The 21,583-nt window shown below is 64.3% G+C and carries 19 protein-coding genes; 7 read left to right on the top strand and 12 right to left on the bottom strand.

The features are described 5' to 3' along the window. Positions 1 to 101: 101 nt before the first annotated feature. The 9 genes from ACIG5A_RS22955 to ACIG5A_RS22915 all read right to left on the bottom strand — a co-directional run bounded on the left by ACIG5A_RS22955 (position 102) and on the right by ACIG5A_RS22915 (position 13,127). Positions 102 to 611, bottom strand: a complete 510-nt coding sequence (locus ACIG5A_RS22955) for a hypothetical protein (RefSeq protein ID WP_397243155.1) — start codon at positions 609 to 611, stop codon at positions 102 to 104. Further along, positions 608 to 3,529 (bottom strand): hypothetical protein, encoded by a 2,922-nt coding sequence (locus tag ACIG5A_RS22950; protein WP_397243153.1) that lies wholly within the window; start codon positions 3,527 to 3,529, stop codon positions 608 to 610. The genes ACIG5A_RS22955 and ACIG5A_RS22950 overlap by 4 nt, the downstream gene beginning before the upstream one ends. After that, entirely contained in the window at positions 3,526 to 6,636 is a 3,111-nt protein-coding gene (locus tag ACIG5A_RS22945) for an ATP-binding protein (protein WP_397243151.1), read from the bottom strand. Before ACIG5A_RS22945 ends, ACIG5A_RS22950 begins: the two co-directional genes overlap by 4 nt. Position 6,637: 1 nt before the next feature. After that, the gene (locus ACIG5A_RS22940; protein ID WP_397243149.1) at positions 6,638 to 7,105 is read right to left on the bottom strand and encodes a hypothetical protein; all 468 of its coding nucleotides are present in this window, start codon (positions 7,103 to 7,105) and stop codon (positions 6,638 to 6,640) included. A 3-nt stretch (positions 7,106 to 7,108) separates the two neighbouring features. Continuing rightward, positions 7,109 to 7,423 carry a hypothetical protein gene (locus ACIG5A_RS22935; RefSeq protein ID WP_397243147.1) on the bottom strand — a complete coding sequence of 105 codons (315 nt, stop codon included), beginning with the start codon at positions 7,421 to 7,423 and terminating at the stop codon, positions 7,109 to 7,111. A gap of 28 nt (positions 7,424 to 7,451) precedes the next feature. Further along, on the bottom strand, positions 7,452 to 8,498 hold the full coding sequence (locus tag ACIG5A_RS22930) for a hypothetical protein (protein ID WP_397243145.1): 1,047 nt from the start codon (positions 8,496 to 8,498) through the stop codon (positions 7,452 to 7,454). Positions 8,499 to 8,882: 384 nt separating this feature from the next. Continuing rightward, positions 8,883 to 11,393, bottom strand: coding sequence for a hypothetical protein (locus ACIG5A_RS22925; RefSeq protein WP_397243143.1), 2,511 nt, complete (start codon positions 11,391 to 11,393; stop codon positions 8,883 to 8,885). 679 nt (positions 11,394 to 12,072) lie between these two features. Then, a complete protein-coding gene (locus ACIG5A_RS22920) occupies positions 12,073 to 12,273 on the bottom strand; it encodes a DUF397 domain-containing protein (protein WP_397243141.1) in 201 nt (66 codons plus the stop codon). Beyond that, complete coding sequence (locus ACIG5A_RS22915; RefSeq protein WP_397243964.1) at positions 12,270 to 13,127, bottom strand: helix-turn-helix domain-containing protein; 858 nt, start codon at positions 13,125 to 13,127, stop codon at positions 12,270 to 12,272. The genes ACIG5A_RS22920 and ACIG5A_RS22915 overlap by 4 nt, the downstream gene beginning before the upstream one ends. 344 nt (positions 13,128 to 13,471) lie before the next feature. On the opposite strand from ACIG5A_RS22915, the gene ACIG5A_RS22910 reads away from it, so the two are divergent. The 7 genes from ACIG5A_RS22910 to ACIG5A_RS22880 all read left to right on the top strand — a co-directional run bounded on the left by ACIG5A_RS22910 (position 13,472) and on the right by ACIG5A_RS22880 (position 18,641). After that, positions 13,472 to 13,912, top strand: coding sequence for a hypothetical protein (locus tag ACIG5A_RS22910; RefSeq protein ID WP_397243139.1), 441 nt, complete (start codon positions 13,472 to 13,474; stop codon positions 13,910 to 13,912). Beyond that, positions 13,909 to 14,829: a hypothetical protein gene (locus ACIG5A_RS22905; protein ID WP_397243137.1), complete on the top strand. Its 921-nt coding sequence runs from the start codon at positions 13,909 to 13,911 to the stop codon at positions 14,827 to 14,829. The genes ACIG5A_RS22910 and ACIG5A_RS22905 overlap by 4 nt, the downstream gene beginning before the upstream one ends. Beyond that, on the top strand, positions 14,826 to 15,257 hold the full coding sequence (locus tag ACIG5A_RS22900) for a hypothetical protein (protein ID WP_397243135.1): 432 nt from the start codon (positions 14,826 to 14,828) through the stop codon (positions 15,255 to 15,257). Before ACIG5A_RS22905 ends, ACIG5A_RS22900 begins: the two co-directional genes overlap by 4 nt. A gap of 167 nt (positions 15,258 to 15,424) precedes the next feature. Beyond that, positions 15,425 to 15,694 carry a hypothetical protein gene (locus ACIG5A_RS22895; protein WP_397243133.1) on the top strand — a complete coding sequence of 90 codons (270 nt, stop codon included), beginning with the start codon at positions 15,425 to 15,427 and terminating at the stop codon, positions 15,692 to 15,694. Next, the gene (locus ACIG5A_RS22890) at positions 15,681 to 16,634 is read left to right on the top strand and encodes a nucleoside hydrolase (RefSeq protein WP_397243131.1); all 954 of its coding nucleotides are present in this window, start codon (positions 15,681 to 15,683) and stop codon (positions 16,632 to 16,634) included. Before ACIG5A_RS22895 ends, ACIG5A_RS22890 begins: the two co-directional genes overlap by 14 nt. After that, positions 16,634 to 17,431 (top strand): SAM-dependent methyltransferase, encoded by a 798-nt coding sequence (locus ACIG5A_RS22885; RefSeq protein WP_397243129.1) that lies wholly within the window; start codon positions 16,634 to 16,636, stop codon positions 17,429 to 17,431. The genes ACIG5A_RS22890 and ACIG5A_RS22885 overlap by 1 nt, the downstream gene beginning before the upstream one ends. A gap of 124 nt (positions 17,432 to 17,555) precedes the next feature. Beyond that, a complete protein-coding gene (locus ACIG5A_RS22880; RefSeq protein ID WP_397243127.1) occupies positions 17,556 to 18,641 on the top strand; it encodes an NAD(P)-dependent oxidoreductase in 1,086 nt (361 codons plus the stop codon). A 668-nt stretch (positions 18,642 to 19,309) separates the two neighbouring features. On the opposite strand, the gene ACIG5A_RS22875 is transcribed toward ACIG5A_RS22880, so the two are convergent. The 3 genes from ACIG5A_RS22875 to ACIG5A_RS22865 form a co-directional block, all read right to left on the bottom strand. Beyond that, positions 19,310 to 20,230: a type II CAAX prenyl endopeptidase Rce1 family protein gene (locus tag ACIG5A_RS22875; protein WP_397243124.1), complete on the bottom strand. Its 921-nt coding sequence runs from the start codon at positions 20,228 to 20,230 to the stop codon at positions 19,310 to 19,312. Between the two features lie 105 nt (positions 20,231 to 20,335). Then, positions 20,336 to 20,800, bottom strand: a complete 465-nt coding sequence (locus tag ACIG5A_RS22870) for a hypothetical protein (RefSeq protein ID WP_397243122.1) — start codon at positions 20,798 to 20,800, stop codon at positions 20,336 to 20,338. Between the two features lie 386 nt (positions 20,801 to 21,186). Continuing rightward, positions 21,187 to 21,408, bottom strand: a complete 222-nt coding sequence (locus ACIG5A_RS22865) for a hypothetical protein (RefSeq protein ID WP_397243120.1) — start codon at positions 21,406 to 21,408, stop codon at positions 21,187 to 21,189. Positions 21,409 to 21,583 lie beyond the last annotated feature (175 nt).

Below are 21,583 nucleotides of genomic sequence, written 5' to 3'. Positions count from 1 at the left end.
GTGACGGTATCTATCCATTGCTGAGGCGCCCCTTCCGCCGCTCCGCCTACGCGGAGGTCCAACGGTATCGGGTTCAGTAGCCACCTTGAACTCGATTCGGCCTAGAAGAAGATCTTCACGAGGACCAGAACTACGACGATCACGCACAACACCGCTGCCGCTGCACTCGGTCCGAGTCCGGTGAGTCCTGCGGGATCGACCCCTCGACGCCCGGCAGTCCAACTGGCCCACGGCCGGGGCTCGTCCTCGTCGACGAGATCTGAGAGTCGCCGAACGAAGTAAGGGTCATCTGTTTCGAACTCAACCGATCGGCCCGCCAACCGAATGTCGCGGGCATCTCGGACTCCGGCGGTGAGTTCGTCGATAGCTTGGTCGTCGAGGGGGACATGAACCTCTACGTTCAGGCCTTCATCGTCGGCGACCAGGACCAACAGTCGGACTTCGCCAGTTTCATCGTCAACGACGATGTGGGCGCTATCGCCGAGGATGACAACTCCGTCGGTGCTGTCTTCTTCGGGTGCGGCGTGCGTGTCGGCGATGGCGGCCGCATCGTCGTCGGGTGCGATGTGCTCGAAGGGGGAGGAGTCGTTCGTCGAACCGGTCACTGTCACTGGTCCTTTCCTTGTGGGCTGGACTTGCCCTGCTCGGCTTTCCTGGCCGCGAGCTTGTCCACCGGACTGCGGGGAAGGCGCCGCTGCGCGGCTTCCTTGGCGGCTTCCTTGGCTGCGAGAAGTCGGTAGTCGACGAGGAATTTGGCTTCGCGTGCCTTGGCGGCCGCGCTGTCGACGGGGCGCAACGATCCGCGCTGGTAGGTGGGCATCTTGCCTCGTGCGCCCTGGTAGCCGCCGCGGATCGCGCCGCGAGTGCCGACACCGACGCCGGTGACCAATCGCCTGGCGGCCATCCGTGGCTTGCTGTAGCCGAGTTCGCGGGCCGCTTCGTTGTTCGCCTTGTGCTCGCCGCCGAGTGCGTTTGCGGCACCGACTGCAGCGCCTCCGATGGTTCGGGCACTAGCCTTGCCGGCATTCCACAGCGACCGATCGGAGCCGACCTTTCGCGCGGCGGCCGTGACGCGCCGCCCAAGAGCGGGCGTTCGGCGGCGGCCGCCACCGAGTCGCTGACGGCGAAGCTCGCGAGCGACGCGACTGCGACGATAGGACCGCGAAGCCTGGCTGACTTGCTGAGTGGCCGCCCCGGCGACGTTCATGTTCAGTGATCCACCATCGGGACGGATGTAGTCGTCGATACGATGAATCAGTTTCCAAAACCCGTACAGGATCAGGGCGACCAGCAGGATCTTCATCCCGGCGTAGATCGAGGGGCTGCGGAAGACCAGACAAACGATGTAGATGATCAGTGTCATCGCCAACGAGTAGGTTGCTCGGGCGGTGAAGGTATGGATGACGTCGATCGTCCAGGTGCGCACCACTTGGGTCTTTCCCATGAACGAGCCGATCGCGAAGGTGACCGGTCCGAGCATGAACAGCGCGAACAGCACCATGTGCCACACCAGGGTGATGACGGCGAGGGTGAGCAGGGTGATCGCGATGACGATGGTGCCTACCAGTGCTGAGGATGCCTGGGTCAGCCGTGATTGTCCGTCGCCGCCGGCGTAGGCGGTGTACATGGTCACCGGCGCATCAGAGTCGGCGCCGGTGTTGTTCTGATTCTTGTCGGCCACCCGGATTTTGGTCGAAAGTTGCTTCGCCACAGCGAAATACGGGATACACGCATCGGCGTAGCCGCGTGTGTAGCCGTTGCTACCGCCACCGAGGCAGCTGTTGACCTGCTGGGTGATCGATGGGCCGCCCTGCTGAGCGATCAGGTACGCGCGAAGGTCTTGGCAGTCACCGAATTTCGTGTAGCACGGCAATGAGCCGTCACCGACTTGGATCGGCAGCGGTGACTGCGTCACCGGTGGCGGTGGTTTGGTGGCGGTGGTGCCGTCACCGGCAATGGCTGGGATCGGTTTGGTGCCGGCCGGGCCGAACTGGCCGATCGCCCACGGTTGATAGGCCAAAGTCTCCGCCAGAACACAGGAGGACACTCGCTGGCCGAGGTTCTCCTCGTTGCCGGTCGGGATTCGGCAGAAGGTGTTGTCGTTGGGGTCGGTATTGATATTCGACAGCACCGCCGCCGCGATCGCCGAATTCAGCTGCCCGAGGGTGCTGTCCAGTGTCGAGGCGACCGTATAGAACCCCGATCCGTCGGGGCGCTCTAGCGACGGACCCGCGTCGGTCATCGACAGTCCCCCGAACATGAACCCGCCGAACGCCATCACCCCGATCGAGGCACCAAGCTTGCCGAGGATTTCCCGGCCCGCGCCACCGCGGCGGACAACCCCAACCCCCAGCGCGATGGCGCTGAAGATCATCGCGATGCTCATGCCGGGCACAACCACGCGCACAAACATGCTCGCCACCGCGGAATCGGTGCGATCGTATAGCCAGGCAACAGGATTGGTGCTTTGCGACAGCTCCTTCAGCGCGATCGTCGCCTGCAGCAGATACAGATTGAAAGTGAGAACGGCGTTGCCCGCCATCGTCCACATCCACGCCGACAGCGAACAGTTCTCCGGCTTAGCGCTGTTGCTGCCGGGATCGTACTGCCACGCAACCCAATCCAGCCCGCGCAGCCCAGCGATCTCGTACAAGGTGTAGCGGGACATGTCGTCATCGGTTTTCAGCACGACGTCCTTGGCGTTGTCCGGGATGTGACCGTCGCCAGCGGCGGCCCCGGCGAGATTGCGGTTGGAGAACCACGATTCAGGCCCTGATCCCACTGGCTTCGGCGCCAGACTCGGGGTGGTCACCCCGCACAGCATGTCGTGCACGCTGTCGGAGACGCTGTTGGAGACGATGGAAAACGGCCACATCGCCTGCGCGGTCCCGCTCGAGGAGAACATCAGCGCCGCCGCCAGCAACACCGTCGAGACCGCAGCGAACACCACACGTCGGACCCTGTCAGCGATCCGCCGCGCTCGACGACGCGACACCACTGCGGGCGGGGCCAGCCGGGTCCGCCACCACACCACCACACCCGCCAGCACCATCGCACCGACCGGTGCCGCCGACAGCGACGGATCGATCAGACGCGCGGGCACGGTCGCCAGTACCGCGACATGTGCCAGCACCACGGTGCGACCGACACCGAAATCGCTGCGGCGCGACGCCCACACCGACATAGTGGTCGCCGAGATGACCAGCAGATACGAAACGTAGTAGGCGAACCCGCCCATCCACATGTCCACAGGATCGGTGGCGATCCCGAAAACCCACACCACCGCCCACGCGACCACCGTCGATGCCGCCGACACCACCACACCGCGGTGCCAACGCCACAGCGCCCGAACCGCGACCACCACCGCCAAAGCCGTTGCCACCACCGCCGTCGAACCCCACCCCAGGTTGACCGTGACGGTCACCGCAGCGAGCAGTCCCCCCAACCCAATGATGAAGTGCTGGTACGCAACTCGTCGATGACTTCCGAGCCACACGCTGAACGGCTGGGTTCCTACGGTGGTGTTCACCAGTCCACCTCGCTGCCCGACATCTCATCGCCGGGCACAGGCAACACCACGGGATCGGATTCCTCGCTGCTGTGCTCGCCGCGGTCGGCGAAGGCCAACCACTCAGCGTCGTAATCGATGTCGCCGCCGCTGGCTGCGGAAGCGTCGACGCTGCTGATAACGCCAGTGCGGACTTCCAGCATCGTGGTCGGATCCAGCTCCCACTCCCGTCCATCACTGCTGATCGGAAACGACTGCGCCGTCGGCCGCTCGGTCGCGTTCGTTTCCGTCGCGCGCGCCAACTCGTGGAACATCTGATCCACTGCGACGGTCGCGACGCGACCGTCCGCGTCACGCATGACACACACACCACCACGCAACAGCCCACCCGCCGGTCCCTCTTCGCGCAGATTGCGTGCCAGCGCCCGGATCTCCGCCGGAACCTGGTCTCTGTCCGTGGTTCCCGTGTCCCGAAGCAACGCCAGAGCCTGCAGCGCTTCAGCGAGGCTTTTTTGCTGGAACACCAGCACCGTGCCGAACTGATTGACATCCACGTCCCCGGCGTCCCGCGCGAGCTGCTCGAGCATCTGGATGTCGAAAGCCTGCTGCGACAGGACGAATACCGTCAACTTCAACGACCGGCCCTGGCGAAGGCATATCGATATCACCGCCTGGCCGCGCGGCAACCGCGCGATCATGTAGGCCTCATCGACAAACAACGACCGCGGCGGAACTCCCGGACGTCCCGTGACAGGGTTCGGTCGCATGCTGTCGTCGAACAGCGCATTGACCAAGGTCAGCGCAGTGAACATGCATGCGGCGGCGTTGCTTTCGCCCTCGCTCCAGTGGGCGGGATCCTGCGACACGGGCGGCTTGAATCCATGCAGCGTGAAAACCACCCGCCGACGCGACATATCACCCAAATCGACACGGGTGCCATCACCGATCATCAACTTCGCATACTGCGTGGTAGCAGCACGTTTGAATCGATCCAACACGCGGTCGAACCGCTCGAGTTCCTTCTTCTCCGCGACACCGCGATTGTCGTCCCAGATCGCCTGATATTCCGCGCGCGCGGCCCCGATGAACTCCACGACCGCCCCGAGGCACGGCGTAATCGGTTCGCCATCAATCAACGTGCCTGCCTGCTGACGTTCCCAATGCTCACGCATCGCGACCAGACCCTGCTCCACGATGGCGCGGTCCTCAGCGTGCGGAAACAAGATCTCGAGCTGCCCTCGCGCCAGCTCTTCGGCCTCGGCGTAGTTGCCGTGGATCGACCAAGCATCGAGTTGACCAGCGACGCCCCGGGTCAAATTGACGATGGTGGTGTCCGCCCAGAACTGTTTGTTCACCGGCTGGAACCGCGACCCCTCCAGCCCCAGCGTCCCTGCCTGGGCCTCGGCCTGAAAATCCGGATGCATCACCTGATGCCCGAACGCCAAGTAGTAGCAGAACTTCTCGAAATCGTTCTTCGGATCCAGCGCCACGCACTGCACCCCGGACTCCGACTCCCAGAAGAACGTCAGCAACGCCCACGTGCTCTTTCCGCTACCCGAGGCGCCGATGACCCCGATGCCGGGGCCTCGGTCACGCGCAACCTGCGAATGAGCCATGAAATGCACCGGCAACCCGTGCGCGTAAGTCCATCCGATCGGGAACCCACGAGTGCCGCGCGGGCGCCCTTTGTGCATGCTGATCGAATCACCGACCCGGATCTCGGAGTCCAACCGAGCCACCGCAGGCGCCCACAGATCAGTGGTACGTTCACCGATCGCGACACCGCCACCGCGCGCAGCGACCAACCCACCGATGATCCGGCCGGTGAAATCTCCCGGGAACTGCTCCATCAACAGCGGACGTTGAACGCGCGGTGGTCGAACCATCACGATCTCGCCCATCACCGCACGCACTTCGCGCTCAGCCATCGCCAGCTCCCGAGGGCTCGGCGCCGACAGCACCAACCGCAGACGCCCGATCATCGCGGGCTGCGGATTGCGGCCGGTGTCCTCGAGCAACGTATCGGCGCGCTCGTCCTTGGACGCGAAGAACGAATCCCGTCCGGCACGCCCTTTGAGCCTGTCCTGCGCTTCATCTTTGATGTTGTTCGCCACCTCGACAGCGCGGTCCTTGAACAGCTCGGCGGGAATCAGCTCATACCGCCATGACAGCTCCACCTGCCGCGCATGCCTGGCCAGCAGCGGACCCCACGAGTACGCAGGGTTGAACTCGGTCTCCGCCGGTGCCTCCGCCACCACCAGCGTCGCAGTGAACGAAGACCGAGTGGCACCAGTGTCGGGGTCGGAATCAAACAGCTCGAGATAGTCGTGCCCGTTGCGGCCGTGCACGTTCAACGCCATGTCGAAAAAGCCGTTACGCACCGGCTTCGACGACAGGATCGGCTCCTCAGCCGGGAACCGGTGCCCCGAAACAGTTTTGCGGATCAACCAAATCAGATCACCCCGGGTCATCGGTGTGGCATTGAAGACCGCCAGCTGCCCATGCACCCGCTCCGCGCGATCCCGGAACGGCTCCAGATCCGCCCTGCGGAAGTGCTCGTCGGCGACACCGCTGATCGTAGAAGCGATCGCGGACAACGGATCCGGCACAGACTCAGCAGTGAAATCACCCAACCGAACCATCAAGAACCGCACCCGCTCGGGAGTCGACTCCTCCAACAACGCCGACACCTGCCCGATCAACTGCCGGAACAGTCGCGTCGGATGCCACAACGACCGCATATACATTCGCGCCCACTGCTCCGCCGACGACGGCCGATAGCGGATGACCTCATGGCAGTGCACCGGCTGCCCGTCGAACACCGCCAGCAACGCGTTGTAGGTACCCGCGACCGCGGCCGCCGCGTCGGCCTTCTCCTCGTCGGTGAGGTACTCATCGGTGGTCCCCGCCAACTTGACCCCCGTCCACACCGCGTTACCGCTAATGAACAGCTGGTCATCGGCATACCGGTACGGCAGCCGCAGCGCCTGCGTGGTCTCACGGACCCGCTTTTGCCGGTTCGCCGGGTTCAGCAGCAGCCGCTCCCGCCTCTGTCCCTGCGATCGGCTGATCACATACGCCGCAGGCACAGCAACCACACCGATCAGCATCAAAACGACAACGAGCACCTCAACGCTCCACAACGCGGATGCCGTAGAGCGCGGGCTCGGGAAAGTCGTTGTCGGACTCCGGCATCCACCCCGGCCGCCACAACAACACCTGCAGATGCAGATAGGTCGGCTCATCATCGGAGCCGGTTCCGTCGAACCTGCGCGGCTGCCGCAGGTGATAATCCAAGAACAGGAACAACCGTTCGACCGGCGACACTTTCCCCCGACTATCAGTCGACACCATCGCATACACCGCCCCCGCCGCGGCGACGCCGAGCATCACACCAATCCACCACGGGAACCCCACCAGACTCAGACACACCGCCGACCCGACCGCCACCGCAGCACCAGCGGCGGCACCCCAGGCGAACCCAACCCAGTCGACACCAACCGGAATCGCAATATCGTCGAAGGTGTAGGAGCGGCTCCTGTGCCGGAACAAGTCGGTGTAGTCGACGCTGATGATCTTCGAATCCTCAGACACCACGAACTACTGCCCCTGCACGTTGCTGACCCCAGGGCCGCCATTCGAGCTGTTACCGATCTGGGTGCCGATGGCGACCAGGATGGCTGGTGCGAAGCTGGCCAGGCCGAGAAACACAGCTGAGAAGCCCCATATGCCGAGCTCTTGGAAGACTTCGCGGATGTTGCCTTTGCCGCGGAAGCCGGCCTTGATCCCGAGGACGACCCCGAGGACGGTGAGGGTGCTGATGCCGAGAGTGGTGGCGGGAATCTTGATGGAGTTCATCATGTTGGTGATGCCGTCCCAGCCTTCTGCGGCGAGGATGACGGGTTCGTAGGCCATGAACGGTGGTCCTTAAGTTCGTAGGGGGTTAGTTCCCTGGGGCGGGCAGTGTGGGGGCGGGGATCGTGCCAGTCGTTGTGGTGGGGGCGGTAGATGGTTTGCCGGTCGTGGTTGACGGGTTGGCTTGGGTTTGCACGGGCCCGCCGGTGGGGTCGATCGCGGAGCCGGTGATGTCGAGGACCGCCCATTTGCCTTGGACCTGACGTAGCCGGATTTGGTAGACGGCGGACTGTTTCGTCACGGTCGCGGTGGTGTTGGTCCACTGGACGCTGGTTTGGGCGATGACTTCGTCACCGTTGCTGTAGCGGATATCGGCCGACCCTTCCGCGGAGCGGGCGGTGAATACCGTGACGGTGCCGACGGTGGGGTCGGTAAACAGGCCGCGTAGACCGGTTTTCGCTGTGGCGGTGGCGTCGGTGGTCAGCACCAAGCCGAGTTGTTGGGTGTCGGAGGCGCCCCAGGCGGTGAGGAACGGTTGCAATACCGACGAGGACAGCCGGGAGGCCAATGTCGGGTCTTTGGTGCGGGTTTCGGTGAAGGCGGGCGGTGCGCCGAGGGTGGTGACCGGCATGAACCCGAGGGAGCCGACGATCCGCATCGTGGTGGGGTTGGCGCGGTCATTCACCCATATGGGGAGGACGGCGTTGACGAGGCGGTCGTCGCCATAGGCGACCTGGAACGTCAGGAACGCGGCAGCACCTGATTCGTAGCCTTGAGCGGTGCGGAACTGGCCGGTGAACTCGATCGATCGTGGTGCCGTTGCGGCGGAGGAGGCTGTGTCGGTGTATCCGCAACCGGTATCGGTGCCGCCGGTGGCCATTTGGGTGAGCAGCGCGAGGCGGGCGCGGGCGGCGGCGAGGTCGGAGGCGGCGGGGTGGGTCAGGCAGGTCTGCAGGTAGCGGCGCGCGAAGACCGCGGCGGTGTCCGCGGGGAAGGTCGACAACCGGAACCTCAGTGCGTCTTCCTGGGAGATCGCGCCTGCGGCGGGCACACGGTGGCTCCCGGTGTTCACTCCGCAGGTGAACAGGCTGCCGCCTACCGCGACCAGGACCGCTACGGGGATTCCGAGCCTCATTGCGGCTTGGCGGCTTCGACCGGTCGAGGGTCGGCCGCCGGGGGGCGGGACATCGAAGTCGTCGATCAGGTCAGCAGTTGCTTCTGTGTCGACGGGGCGGGTTGTCGCCCGGAAGCTGCGAAGTGTCCGCAGGCGCAACAACCGCGGCGGCCTCGGCGCTGGGGTAGCTGCTGATGGAGTCGCGGTTGTTGTGCTGTGGCGCAGCGACTTCGGTTGCCGGGTGCTGCTGGTTGCGTCGTCGGGGGATTGTCGAGCGGTGGCGGCTGCGGCATCGGGGTTGCGAATCGGTGTCGCGGGCGGATCTGGCGCGGGGGAGGGGCGCGGGTGTGCGGGCCGGTATCCCGGCGGTGGGGGAGGCGGTGGGTTGGGCATGTGGCGGTCGCCTTATAGCTCGGTGGCGTCGATGTAGTCGTCGCGGGACATCGGTGGGCTGCGGTCTATTGAAGGCGTGGGGTTCTCCACCACCGAATCAACCGGTTTGTGCAGGTCGCCGCTGCCGGGTTCGTCCCAGCTGGTGTCCCAGTCCTCGGTACTTGGGGTCGCTGCGCCGGAGCGCGCCGTCGACGGCAGCGCATTGGGTGGGCTGGTGGCCCAGGGATCGGTTGCCGCGCTGAGCGCCGGGTCGTGACCGGTTGGGTGGGAGTCGATGGCGGCGAGGTCGGTTGGGGTGTCGCAGGCGAGGACGTGCGCGAGTGTGGGATTGGTGCGGAGGGAGTGTTCGAGTGCGGTGATGACTTCTTCGCGTCGGGTCTGAGCGTGCTCGACCTCGTGTGGATCGGCGAAGAAGTCGTGCCGGTATGGCGGTTCCTTCACGGTCACCAGGCGCAGCTTCTCGTACCAGTTGTTGGGGCCTTCAGGCACGGTGTGGGTCGCGGACAGGGTCGGGGTTTTGGTGATCAGGACGAACTCGCGGTGATCGGTCGCCGAGTCGGACACCAACGCCTGCAGCACGCCTGCGGGGACTCGGGTTTCGCGGACTGTGTCGGTGACGCCTGCGTTCATCGACCGCGCTCGGGCGCGGAGCCGGAAGCGGCCGCCGGTGTCGATGGTGTGCTTGACGCGAGGTTTGATCTTGTCGACCTGTCCACCGAACGCGGTGATGATCGCGTCATCGTCTGCGGGGCCAAGTTGGAAGCTGGCGAGGGTGCCGAAGGATTCCAGCGCTTGGTTGGCCCATACGCCGGTGCCGTCGATCGCGACCAGGTCGGAAACACCTTGGGAGGACACGATAGTTCTAAGGCCTTCATCGCTGGCCTTGTTGAGCAGGCCGAGCAGCGCGGCTGCGGCGGCTGGCGACTTCAGCGAGCTGAACTCTTCGACTTGAACGGTGAACGGGTTCCACGGAGTTGTGCCCGCGCTGAGGGAGGTGTCACCGGTGAGTCGGCGGACGTCGATGATGTTGCGCCGCAACGTCGATGCCGCGTTCTGTAGATCCAGCAACACCATGGTCGCGACCAATACCGACAGTGTCCGGTAGTCGTTTGTTGGTAGGGAGAACACGACGATTTCGTTGCGCAGGATCGCTCGAACCAAGTCGATCGTGTCGGCGGGGCCGTGTCCAGGCCGTAGTCTGCCGCCGAGCGCGCTGGAGTTGGCATACATAGAGACCGTGGTGCGGGAGTCGGTGACCGCGCCGCGCAGCAGGTCGTTGCGTTTGGACTTGCCCACGATTTCCTGTACCCGCTGCTGCAGGTCGCTCACTCGCCGCCGTGCGTCGGCTTCGCTCATGTGCGGGTGCGCGGCGAGTACCGCGTCGACGGTCAGGGTGGAGGCCTGCCGGTCAAGGGTGTCCAGGTCCAGCATGCGGGCCAGTGTTTCCAAACCTCCCTTGCCTGCGGAAAGGCCTGTGAGGTCGGCGATGTCGAAGCCGAGCATCACGATGTCCTCGGCGGTGCGCAGGTAGGCGGCCGCGTCGCCGTCACGGTCGACACTGTTGAGCAGCATGTTGGTTTTGCTGTCACCGTTGCCGCGGGTCAGCGGATCGTAGAACGCGGGTGCGGGGCTGGCGTATGGGTGGGGTCGTTTGTATCGGCCACCGGACTTCTCGTTCAAGGTGAAGTGGTGGAAGGTGCGGTTCTCCTCGAGCGCGACCTGTCCCCAATAGGCGGGGATGTCGTCACCGCCCTTGAGATCGATGATGAGTGCACCGCCGCCGAGAACGCGGACCTGTTGGGAGGCTACGGAGTTCGCCAGCCGTGTTTTGCCGGAGCGCGGTACACCGAGGATCAGGAACGCGACGATCAGTGACCGCAACGCCAGCGTCGCGACCGCGCCGTAGGTGCCGACACCGACGGCGACGGTGCCGTCGCCGGGTGTCTGGCTGGCGGTCGTGTGGGCGCCGCAGCGGATCTTGGTCCTGTTGCGTCGGGTGCGTAGGCGGTCGAGCACTCCGACGGGTCGATGGTTGGAATACTCTGCCCCTTCGAGCTTTCCGAGCTGGGCGCGCTCATACCGACGGAATTGGACATAGATAGCGGTGAACAGGAACGCGACAGGTGCCCCGAACACGAGCTGGCCGACGGCAGCGTGGAGTAGGTCGCTTGTGAGCAGGTTGTTCGCGATCTCCACGCTGCTGCCGCGCGCGGCCTGGAAGACCCTGTCACCCAAGAACTTCCGAGCGAGGTAGCCGTGCAGTTGCAGCGGCAAAAGCAGCCACCACTGTGACGAGCCTGCGAGCATGAGCCCAACCGCTGCCGCTACACCAGCCCAGGCAAGCCACCAGGTTGTCCGCACTCGCCGCCGCTCCACTCCCCACAGCATCGACACCACAGCGATCACGAACGCCGCCGGCGCCACCACGAACACGGCGAGCAACGCCACTCGCTGGATGGACGCCCACCGAGGCCGCGGTTGTTCGGATTCCCTGATGTCGTCTTCGTCCTCGACATCGACCATCGACTGGACTCCTCTGCCAAACGAGCTGGGACTGTCCAGAGTCTGGTAAGGCGGTTCTCCATCCGGACTGTGGCTGCGTGGACGTCGAGAGGGGACCCAGCTGAAGGAGTGTTCTTTGAGGAGACCTTTGGTGTTGGTGACAGGTCGCCGGATCCCCTCAAAGTCGCTCTGGCTAGCTCTGTGGAGGTGAGCGACGGGGGCAAAACCGCCAGCGTCAATTGGCGACTGATGCTGCGACTACTTCCGCCTATTCAGCGCGACTTTGAGTGGGTCTTTTGAAGCTTCAGCCCCGCTCAGCGGAGGTGGTATTGGAGTGCAGAGTTTCCTATACCAGACCTCCTGGCCACTGCTCCTAGGACATGGCATGTCGCTGGGACTCTGCGGACGGGTCGAAAACCCCATTTCGTCAACGGGCACCTGCATCGGGGCGCAGGTTCGTCCCGGGGGCAGGTCAGGAGTTGGGATTTGAGCCTGGTGAAGGGGTGACATCGTCTCCGGCTGCGACGATTTTGGCTTCGTGGGTCGTGTGGCTCCGCATGCGGTCCGACCGGTCTTGTGGTTGCTATCTGATTTTACGGTAAACTACATCATGCTACTGGGGTTGGCGTCTTGCGCCAACAAGCGTATGTCCCAGCAACCGGGCCGGGTTGCTGGGACATACGGGTTTGTTTGGCGTCAGCTACGAGGGGTTGAACTCGCCGTCGCGCACCCCTTCGAGGAATGCCTCCCATTCTGGTCTAGTAAATGTCAGAATGGCTCCCGTTCCGTTGTCTTTGGTGTCGCGCACGCCGATCATCCCATGCGTGAGCATCGCGACCTCGACGCAATTTCCTTGGTCGTTGCTGTAGCTGGATTTGCGCCACTGGGGTTTGGCGGTCATGTCTTTCTCATCTCCTTTACTGCTTTCTCAATTGCGGTCCTGGACGCAGCAGGATCCAGGGCGGCTTTCCAGGTCGCTTCGAAGGCGGCGCGATATCGTTCGACCTCGTCGACCTGGTCGGTGTAGAGAGCGCCGGTGAAGCCCTCGGCGTATACCGTTGCTGGCTCGGCTGGCTCTCCGTTGTCGTCTGGCGGGAAATCAAGCAAGACAAACGAGCCACTTAGGACGCCGTGAAACATACCCGCACTGAATGGCACGACAGTGAGGTGAACGTTCGGCAGATCAGCAACTTCGAGCAGACGTGTCAATTGGTCGGCCATTACCTGGCCTCCTCCAATTGGTCGATGGAGGATCGGCGCGTCCAACGCGAAGTGCCAGTGCTGAGGGTCCGAATCGCGGGTGAGCAGCGACTGTCGCTCAATGCGGAGTTGAACGCGTCGGTCGATCTCGGCGTCGGTGATGTTCGGTTGACCCGTACTGATTAGCGATCGGGCATATTTAGGGGTCTGGAGCATCCCAGGCACCAACACGTCTTCATACCAGCGGAATTGGTCTGCGGAGCCTTCGAGGCCTATGTAGAGGTCGAACCACTCTGGGATGACATCGGTGTATTGCGCGTACCAGCTCTTGCTGTTGGCCTTCTTCGCCAAGCGCCCCATCTTCTCGGCCATGTCCGGGCGTCCATACAGATTGCACATCGCGGCGGCATCGAGTGCGCGTAGCCCGTTCTTGCCTGCCTCGATCCGTGACAGCTTCGACTCGGACCACTCCAGCGCTTCCGCGGCGTCGTCCAGCTTCATGTCAGCGTCTCGACGCAGCTGCTTGAGTAGGCGAGTTAGCTGTCGTCGCGCCATCGCCGAGCCACTGCTCCCGACCATCTGAATCGCCCTTTCGATCGGCTTGGTCAGACAGTACCAGTCATTTTGACTGGCCAAGGTTCCCGCTACGTCACAGTGACGGCAAGCCATCTGACTATTGTCTATCTGCCTACTGTATATCTGACGCCTTGCAGATTGATGGTAGGCATGTTTGACTGGAGCTGCGGCTCCGGCCCTCCACACACGGCCGGTCGGGAGATCCGACGGAGTGCGAAATGCCTAGTGAGAGCTATAGATTCCGCTATTGCGGTTGGGGAACCTGTGCTGCAACAGCCGCAAGTGGCGTTGACGACGCAGCCGAGCGATGTGCGCACTGCCGAATGGGCATGGATCCATCCGTAGTCGTCACGCCGTTCGGACGAACCATGCTGCTGTTAGCAACGAATGGCGGGCTTGTCATGCGTCCCGGCTTCGTGAACAAGGCGCGCCACCAACCCGTTTTGGCTGGCGTGTCCTCCGGTGTGTCGACGTTGATGTTGGTCGGTCAGTACGGCTTGTGTTCCATGGCCGGGGTATCCAGGCCGGAACCGATGTTCGTACACCTAGGTTCCCGCCAGTCCACGACCCTGACGGGCTTCAGCGGCGGCAACCAGTACTGGATCTCGGATCCGTTGAGGCTCAGCAGCTTTGCCACGCCTGATCGGATCCATCTGCCCCGAGCCCAGGGTGCTCGAATCTTCCGAAGGCTCGTCGAGCCGCACGGTGTTGTCCAACTTCCCCAACGCGTGGTCGTTGACTCTGCGTTCGAGGAATCGCGATGACGATGTGGGCCTATCTGCAGGTGCGGTTGGTCGGTGATTCTCGTGTGGCCGCTGTGTCTGCTGAGCTCGAAGAGCTGGCCGCATCGTACGGAGGTAGCGTGCGCGGCAACGTGTTCCGTGAATCGGGCTCAGCGGTGGGGGTGCTGTGGGGTCTCGTTGAGGAGCTGAATCTCACCGATCAGATCCAAGGCCTGGCGCAGCGAAAGCATCTGGATCTCCGTCGAGTGATCGGCAGCCCGCCGTCTACTCCGGCGTTGTGGTCGCTGCTTGGCAAGTTGGATGGCGCTCGGGGCGGCTATCTGTTCGTGCCATCACCCGCGCATTTCGGTGGGTTCGGCGTTCCGGAAGCCGTTGTCCTGCGCAGGATTACAGCGATTCGCCCGGCCGTGAGCGTGATCTATCTCGACCCGACCCCGACAGCTCCGCGCCCACGTCAGGCGCGAACTGGGTGGCTGGGGGAGTGGCGGGTGGACGCCAACGGGATCGCGGTCACCATCGCCCAGCACAGTGCCCGGCATCGGCTCAGCCGGGCCGGGCTGGGTGACCTCGTGGACCCGGTGAGCATCCTGTTGGGTGAGCTCGTCGGTGACGCAGTCAAGGCCGCAGCAGCCGACCCGACGGCGCCGCCGAACACATTGACGATTCGACTGTCCGCCGACACGTCGTTGCTGGTGGTGGAGATCGACGAAACCCGACACCACGCCAGCCAACCGGTCAGCGAAGCCGTGCAGGCGATCTGCGCCGTCCGACCCGGCGGCGACTTCACACGCTGTTCCCACCCGCGCGGAACCCTGACCCGCTGCGCTCTGCCGCTACCTGTTGCCGAGACCGCCACAACGACCGAGCCCACCGACGTCAGCCGTATCGAACTAGCCGATGCCCTGCAGCGTTGGCGCGAACTGCGGAGCGAACCATGAACCAACGCTTGGCGTACGCGATCGTGCGAAACGATCGATCCGGCTCCACAGGCGCCGCCGCCGATCACGCCGATCAACTGCAGGCGCTCGCCGAAAAGATCGGGGTCGAGCTGGCCTCCGGCCAAGTCATACACACCCACACCGCTCGGGAGTTCTGCCTGCTGCTGGCGGCATTGCCCGACGACGGTTCGAACGCGGTCCTGGTGCCGTCGGTCGCGAACATCCAGCCTGGCTGGCTGCACGCGCTGCGGTGCCATGCAGACGTATGGACCGCCGACAATCCCGGCTACTGGCCACGCAGACCCACCCCCGCGGAGCCCGCAGACTTCGTCCCCCTAGAGCACCACCGCCAACCAGACCTCACACCGCAGCTGTGTGCCGCGCAGCCGCGTCGAGGCGGCAGTGAACCAACGAACAGGAGTCGATGATGGCCGCGATCGCATCGGCGCACATCCACGGTCTGGCGGCAGCGTCCCCAGCCGCCAGACCGTGGACGACGAAGCTGCTCACGCGTTGCAGCCAGCCCGCCACCGCCTCGGGCCTACTCCTCGAGTCCGGCACGGCACGGTCGTGATCTCCCATGACCGTCTGTCACGTGGCTGTTGAGTTCGGGGTTCACGGGATGCCACTCCAGCACTACCGCGCTGATTCCACCGTCGCTCAAATATTCGCCACCGAAGCTGTCCAGCTCGGCCTCGCGGTCAAGGTCACAATCGACGACCTCCTGGACCTAGCGACGAAAACCCTTCCCTGCCAACGGCTCTTCAACCCATCCTGCGAGGACGTCACCGATGCTGATCGAAAAGACAAGCAGCGCAAGACCTATGACGGTGATCGGACGCTTGCCGACCGTGATCTGCACTGACCTCGGCCACGGACCAGACGACCTGCTTGCACTGGTCATCGCAGCTGCCACGCTGCCGGTGCGGCTGGTCGTGACCTCCGATGAGTTCGGCGGTGGCCAACGCGCGCGGCTGGCCAGATACGTGCTGAATCTGTGCGGGCGGACCGGTGTGCGTGTCATCGCCGGCACGGAGATCGAGGGAGCGGAATCCCGATGGGTATGTGAGGGGCTGGTTCCCGCAGGGGTCGCGCCGACGTCGGCGCAGACAACCGGATCTGTGCGAGACGCCGTGCGTACGGTGCTGCGTGAGCATCCCCGAGCAGCCTGGATCGGGCACGGTCCGCTCACGAACTTGGCGCGACTGGTCACCTGCGAGCCGGACCTGGCCCGCCAGCTGGTCATCACCCAGATGGGTGCCCCTGTCTCCTACCGCACCCCCGAAAAGGCCTCGCGCAACCTGCGCATCGATCCGCACAGCGCGCGAGTGGTGCTCACAGCGCCGGAGCTGACGATGTCGCTGGTGACATCAGACATCTCCCTCGCCAAAGAGATCGAGATTCGCGCCGACAACGAGATCTATCGGCTCCTGAGCGCACACACCGCACCGAGGTGGGCGCGAGTCCTCGCTCAGGGATACAGCCGATGGTTCGCTCACGAACAGACCGGATCCATAGCAGCGGACCCGTTGGCGATCGCCGCGGCCGCGGGGTTGCCGTTCGTGCAGTTCGACACCGAAGCAGTCACCATCAGCCCGGACGCGCGGATGCTTCTGGACCCCAACGGGATACGCCTGCGGATGTCCACAACCGCTGACTACTCCGGATTCCGGAGCTGGGTTGTCATGGTGATGCGCCACGTGCTGCAGGCAGGCATGGGCTACGACCCGTCGCTGATCACCCGCCACCCCGGCGACAGAACCATCGCCCCAGCGGTCCGGGCGGCCCGGATCGGGGTGCGCTGATGAACGAGCAGAGCGAGCACTCCGCTGAGCCCGCGGCCAGCGGCCGCATCCACGACTATCTGCTGGGCGGCAAAGACCACTACATGGTCGACAGGGAAACTGGCAAAAGGCTCGTCGAGGATGTCAGCGAGTTCGCGATGGTCGCACGCGCTGCCCGACGATTCCTGGTCCGCGCAGTGCACTGCCTGGTCGCCGAACATCGAGTCCGCCAGATCGTTGAGCTGGGCAGCGGGTATCCCTGCGAGCCGAATCTGCACCAAGTCGCGCAGGCAGCCAACCCGGCCGCGCGCACCCTGTACATCGACAACGACCCAGTGGTCGCCGCGCACGGGCACGCGTTGCTGGCCAAAGCCGCGCGAACCCACTTCAACCGCGCCGACCTGACCGACACCGCCACGATCATCGACAGCATCCGCGACATCATGATTCCTGATGAGCCGATAGCGATTTGCCTGGGATTCGTATGCGAGTTCATCGACGACCCTTGGGCGGTCCTCGACGCGCTGACGAAGTCGCTGCCTGCCGGATCGTATGTGGTGCTCAGTCACGTCACCGATGACGTCACTGCTCGCGTCGCCGAAATCTACGGCGATAGAGGCATTATGTTCCGGCCGCGCACCTGCAGCGAGATTGCTGGCCTTCTGGCCGGATGCGATCTCCTGGAGCCCGGTCTTGTCGCACCGCATCGCTGGCGCCCAGAAGGCGAGCTGAATCGGATTCGATCGCAGCAGCACGGATGGGAGCCACCGCAAGCGGCGGAAGTCAGCTGCAGAGCAGCGGTCGGGAGGCTGCGATGACCCCCGTGCCCGTCGAGCAATCACAACCAATCCAACACCAACCGCCCCCCGTTCAACCTCGGCGATGTGGAACCAGCCTCGAGCAGCACTGCTCGATACAGGATCGGTAAGGGAGAGCCCTCGAATGTTGCAAGCAACGACGCTGGACACACCGGATGTACTGGTGGTCGACGACGGCTATCTGCAAGCTAAATGGCCTTACCTGCGCGATGCTCTGTGCAGGGGCCTGACTAGCCGGGACCTGACGGTGATGTGGGTCAGTCTGGACCAAGGGAATCGGATTCGAGACCTGCCCGGTGTCGCTGAGGTTCCGGCGTTGGTAGTGCTGGGTATCGAGCCGGAACCCGACGACATCGCGGCACTGCGTGAGCTGGCGGTGCTGGCCGCAGTGACCGGCGGGGCGGCATTGACGGTCGCGCCAGAACTGGCCGCACGCAACATTCCCCTCGTCGTCGGCACGCGGGGACGTAGCCAGTCGCAGGCGGAGCTGGCGATGGCGCTGATGCTCTGTGCACTGCGGCAACTGCCGCGCTGGCACACCAGAATGGTGGCGCAAGGGGCCCAGGCGTGGCCGCACCCGAGTTGGCAGTTCGTCGACCACGCGGGCTACGTCAACGGCACGATCAACGGCAAACACATTGTGGTGCTCGGCTTGGATCCGGTCGGGGCGAAGATCACCCAGCAATGCCTGGCGTTCGGCGCCACCGTCTGGGCGGTAGACCCGAACGCTGGCGATGACGAGTTCACTGCTTTGGGTGTACAACGCATCGAGCTCGACGAAGTGTCCTCGGTCGCCGACATCGTCGTCGTCGCCAGCGGTGGCCCCTCGCTGAGACTGGACGCGAAAATGGTCGAACGACTGGCACGCCGGGCACTCGTGGTCACGGTCAACCACACAGGGATCGACCTCGCCGCAGTGCGTGCCCGCGCGTTGCGCGGCGAGTTGGCTTGGGCCACAGATGTTTATGACCGCGAACCGGTCCCGTCCACCGATCCGATACTGCGCTGCGCCAACATTGTTCACGTGCCCGGCATCGCCGGACGTACCCGCGACGCCAACGTCGCAGTAGCCGATGTGTTGTGCGACAACATAGTTCGTGTCCTGGCCGGCGCTCAGCCTCTTCCCGGCGACTGTATACCGGCCGCCCAGCACCTGTCCGCCGACCGCGATCAGGTGGCAGACCCGTTGCCGGGAGAGGAGGTGAAGTGATGACAACGACAACGAATCTGACGAACCCGAACACGCCTTTCGGCACACCCGGACAGGCGAGCCGGGCCGGACACACCGACGGTGGCCGCCCTCGCGTCCACCCCGGCGGGCATAGGGCTGCTTTACGTGAAGTTCGCCGCCACACAACCACGCAACCTCGGCGCCGACCGCAACACGTTCAACTTCGCCAGCGTGGTGAGAATTTCGGCCGAATCACCGGTGCGTTGTTCCGCAGCAGTTCCCGCCGCAATCGCGGCAAGCCGATCGGATTGTCGGCCCGGTTGAAGGTCGTCGAGGGATCGCGGCCCGGGCGAAAGTGCCGCAGTTCTCGGACACATACGTTCCGGCACATGCGCCTGACCGATCTGGCGCGTGCTGGATGGAGATCGAGGACATCGCCCTGTATGCGGGGCATCGGGACCTGTCGAGCACGCTGACTACGTCAACCTCCTGCGACGGCGCCTGACTGCGGCCTACCGCAAGGCCGACTACTTCGCCCGCAACGTCCGCACCATCGGGGTCCTCATCGACCACGAAACCATCCTCTCCGGCGCGGCAGTCGACGGCGGGCAGCCCTGGACGACCCAGTGCGGCGTTGTTCGTAGCAAGTTGAGACTCGTCGTTCAAGGCTGAGCAGCACCATCTCCCGGCCGAGCACACGCGTTGCTCTACAACCCGACAGGAGGCTGCGCGTCTGCCGGTGCCGTGCGCATCCTCGGCCACGTCACTTCCACACCGAATCCCGCGATCAATACCGCGAATCCGATTGCGACGACCTGAGCGATATGCGATCCGCCGTACTGCGTCACGGCGACCAGATTCCACAACGTGTGCGCCCCGATCAAACCCATGATCGATCGGTACCGGTAGTAGGCATACACCGCGGCCGCGCCCCACAGCAGCGCGGCCGCCGCGGGCCACCCACCCTGATACAGGTGCAACGCAGCTCGCCCACACGCCGAGACGACCACCGCGACGATCAACGCCCCACGCCCCCGCAGCCCGCGAGTCCACCGGATCGGCAGCAACGCCAGACCGAGCACCGGCAGCATCGAGAAGAACGGTTCCTCCAAACACCCGGCCAGCAAAGCGCGAATCTCCGCCAGATGACGTGCGGCCGCTTCCGTGCCGATCCCTCCCGGCCGGACCGGGGCCCCCGGCTCGGCGAACACCTGCGCTCCGATCAACCCCGCCGCCGCGAACATCGCCGCCGAGTACACCCGACGCCTGGTCAGCGACTCCGACGGCACCGCCAACCTGTGCAACACATGTGATGCCCGCAGCCGCGGGACCGCTACCACTATCCCCGCGATGACGACGGCCTGCACGACCACCACGATCAGCGTGCCTATCAGCGACTCGCGTGCCTCGGCGACCGGCAGCGCCGCGTCCGCCGGCCGGGAACCGACGCGCACCGCAGCGAACTCCCGTACCGACTCACACCAATCCGAAATCCAAAACAACACCACCAGCAGCGCCAGCATCCCCCATGCCCCGACGATCACCACACGCACCAACCCGACCGCGGCCTCGCGGGGCACCGACGTTCGGTTCGCGCGCTCACGCGGCTGATCTCGCATCTGCTCCATCCGACGATTCAACCGTGATCACTGCGATTGCGCCGCCGACACCACACCGTCGGTATGACACCTCTGTTGTTCGTGATCGGCTGTCATCGGTGTGGCGGGGGTTGCTCAACACAACACCCCTACCGGTAACTGCTCAGCCGAGCGCCATGCCGCCCCCGGTGGTTGCTGCTGCAGATGTGCGAGCACAGTCATGTGCTGGTCGTATACATCACGGTGAACCGACAGGTGAGCGCGGATGCGGGTGCGGGCGGACTCGGCGTGATCGCGAATCACGCCGCGCCGCTGGGTGATTCGGTCGGCCAAACGCCGTCCCCAGCAGTTCAACCGCACCTGCCGATCGGGTCCGTACTGGCCACGGAACTGCAAAGCGACCGGGGATTGATAGAGCAGCTCCGCCTCGAACATCTCCCGAAGCGCCTGGTCGATCGTCGCTGCCGTCATGGTCGGCAGGTTCCATTGCGCCACCGTGGCAACCGCCGCCACCGCGGTTGTGGAAGCCAGGTAGATCCGGTCATCGAACAAGCCTGCGGATCGAAACTCGGTGTCCCACACCGACATCAGCACCGCCAAGCCGAGCATCGGACACGCCATGCTCTCACGGATCGGGTCGGCGAGCTCGTCCAGACCCGCCTCGAGAACGGCGGTCGCGGTGCGGCCACCGGTGGCGGTGACCGCGACTTCTGAGCTGGGGTTGTTCCATTGTCTGGTCAGTGATACCCAGCTGACCGAACCTGTCGCACAGCGGCGGAAGGCAGTGCCAGCGGGGATCATCAGCCACGGCACACGCAGATCCGGCTCAACGCTGCATGCTGGGATCACGAACCGATGATGCTCTTGGGCAACCGATTCCGGCTTGTCGATGGACACTGAGGTTGCCTTTCACCACGTGGTGGAGGAATCGGTGCCTTGTCGCATGCATCGAACGGTCAGGTGAATGTGATTGCACCGCACGCGATTCAATCCACACCGTCCTGCGATTCGACGTTCGCCTCGGCACCGTCGGTGGTGTCCGGCGGCCAGTCGTGACGTGCGTTGACCGGCGGTGCTCCGAGCCCGCAATCCAGCAGCCAGCACGAGCGCGACAACCGCGCGATCATGGCGAGAACGACCAACGCTCCGAATACCGTCAGCGCCATCGCGGCGCCGCGGGTCAGGTTCTGTGAAAGGGCTCCGCACACAGCGGTCCACCTCCATATCGTTTGTATGCATCCAAATCGGCTCCTTGCCATCGGGTGCGCTGAGGTCGGCAAGAACCCTCGTACGAGCAGACCGCGAACCGCGCTTTCGGCGGAAGTGGTGCATCGGGAGCATTTGGAGCATTTGGAGCAATCGCCAGATCACAACGACTACAGT

It is taken from the genome of Nocardia sp. NPDC052566 (assembly GCF_044547285.1).
Taxonomy (GTDB): domain Bacteria; phylum Actinomycetota; class Actinomycetes; order Mycobacteriales; family Mycobacteriaceae; genus Nocardia.
The sequence above is the reverse complement of the archived record's forward strand: the minus strand, read 5'-3'. Positions and strand labels throughout refer to the sequence as shown.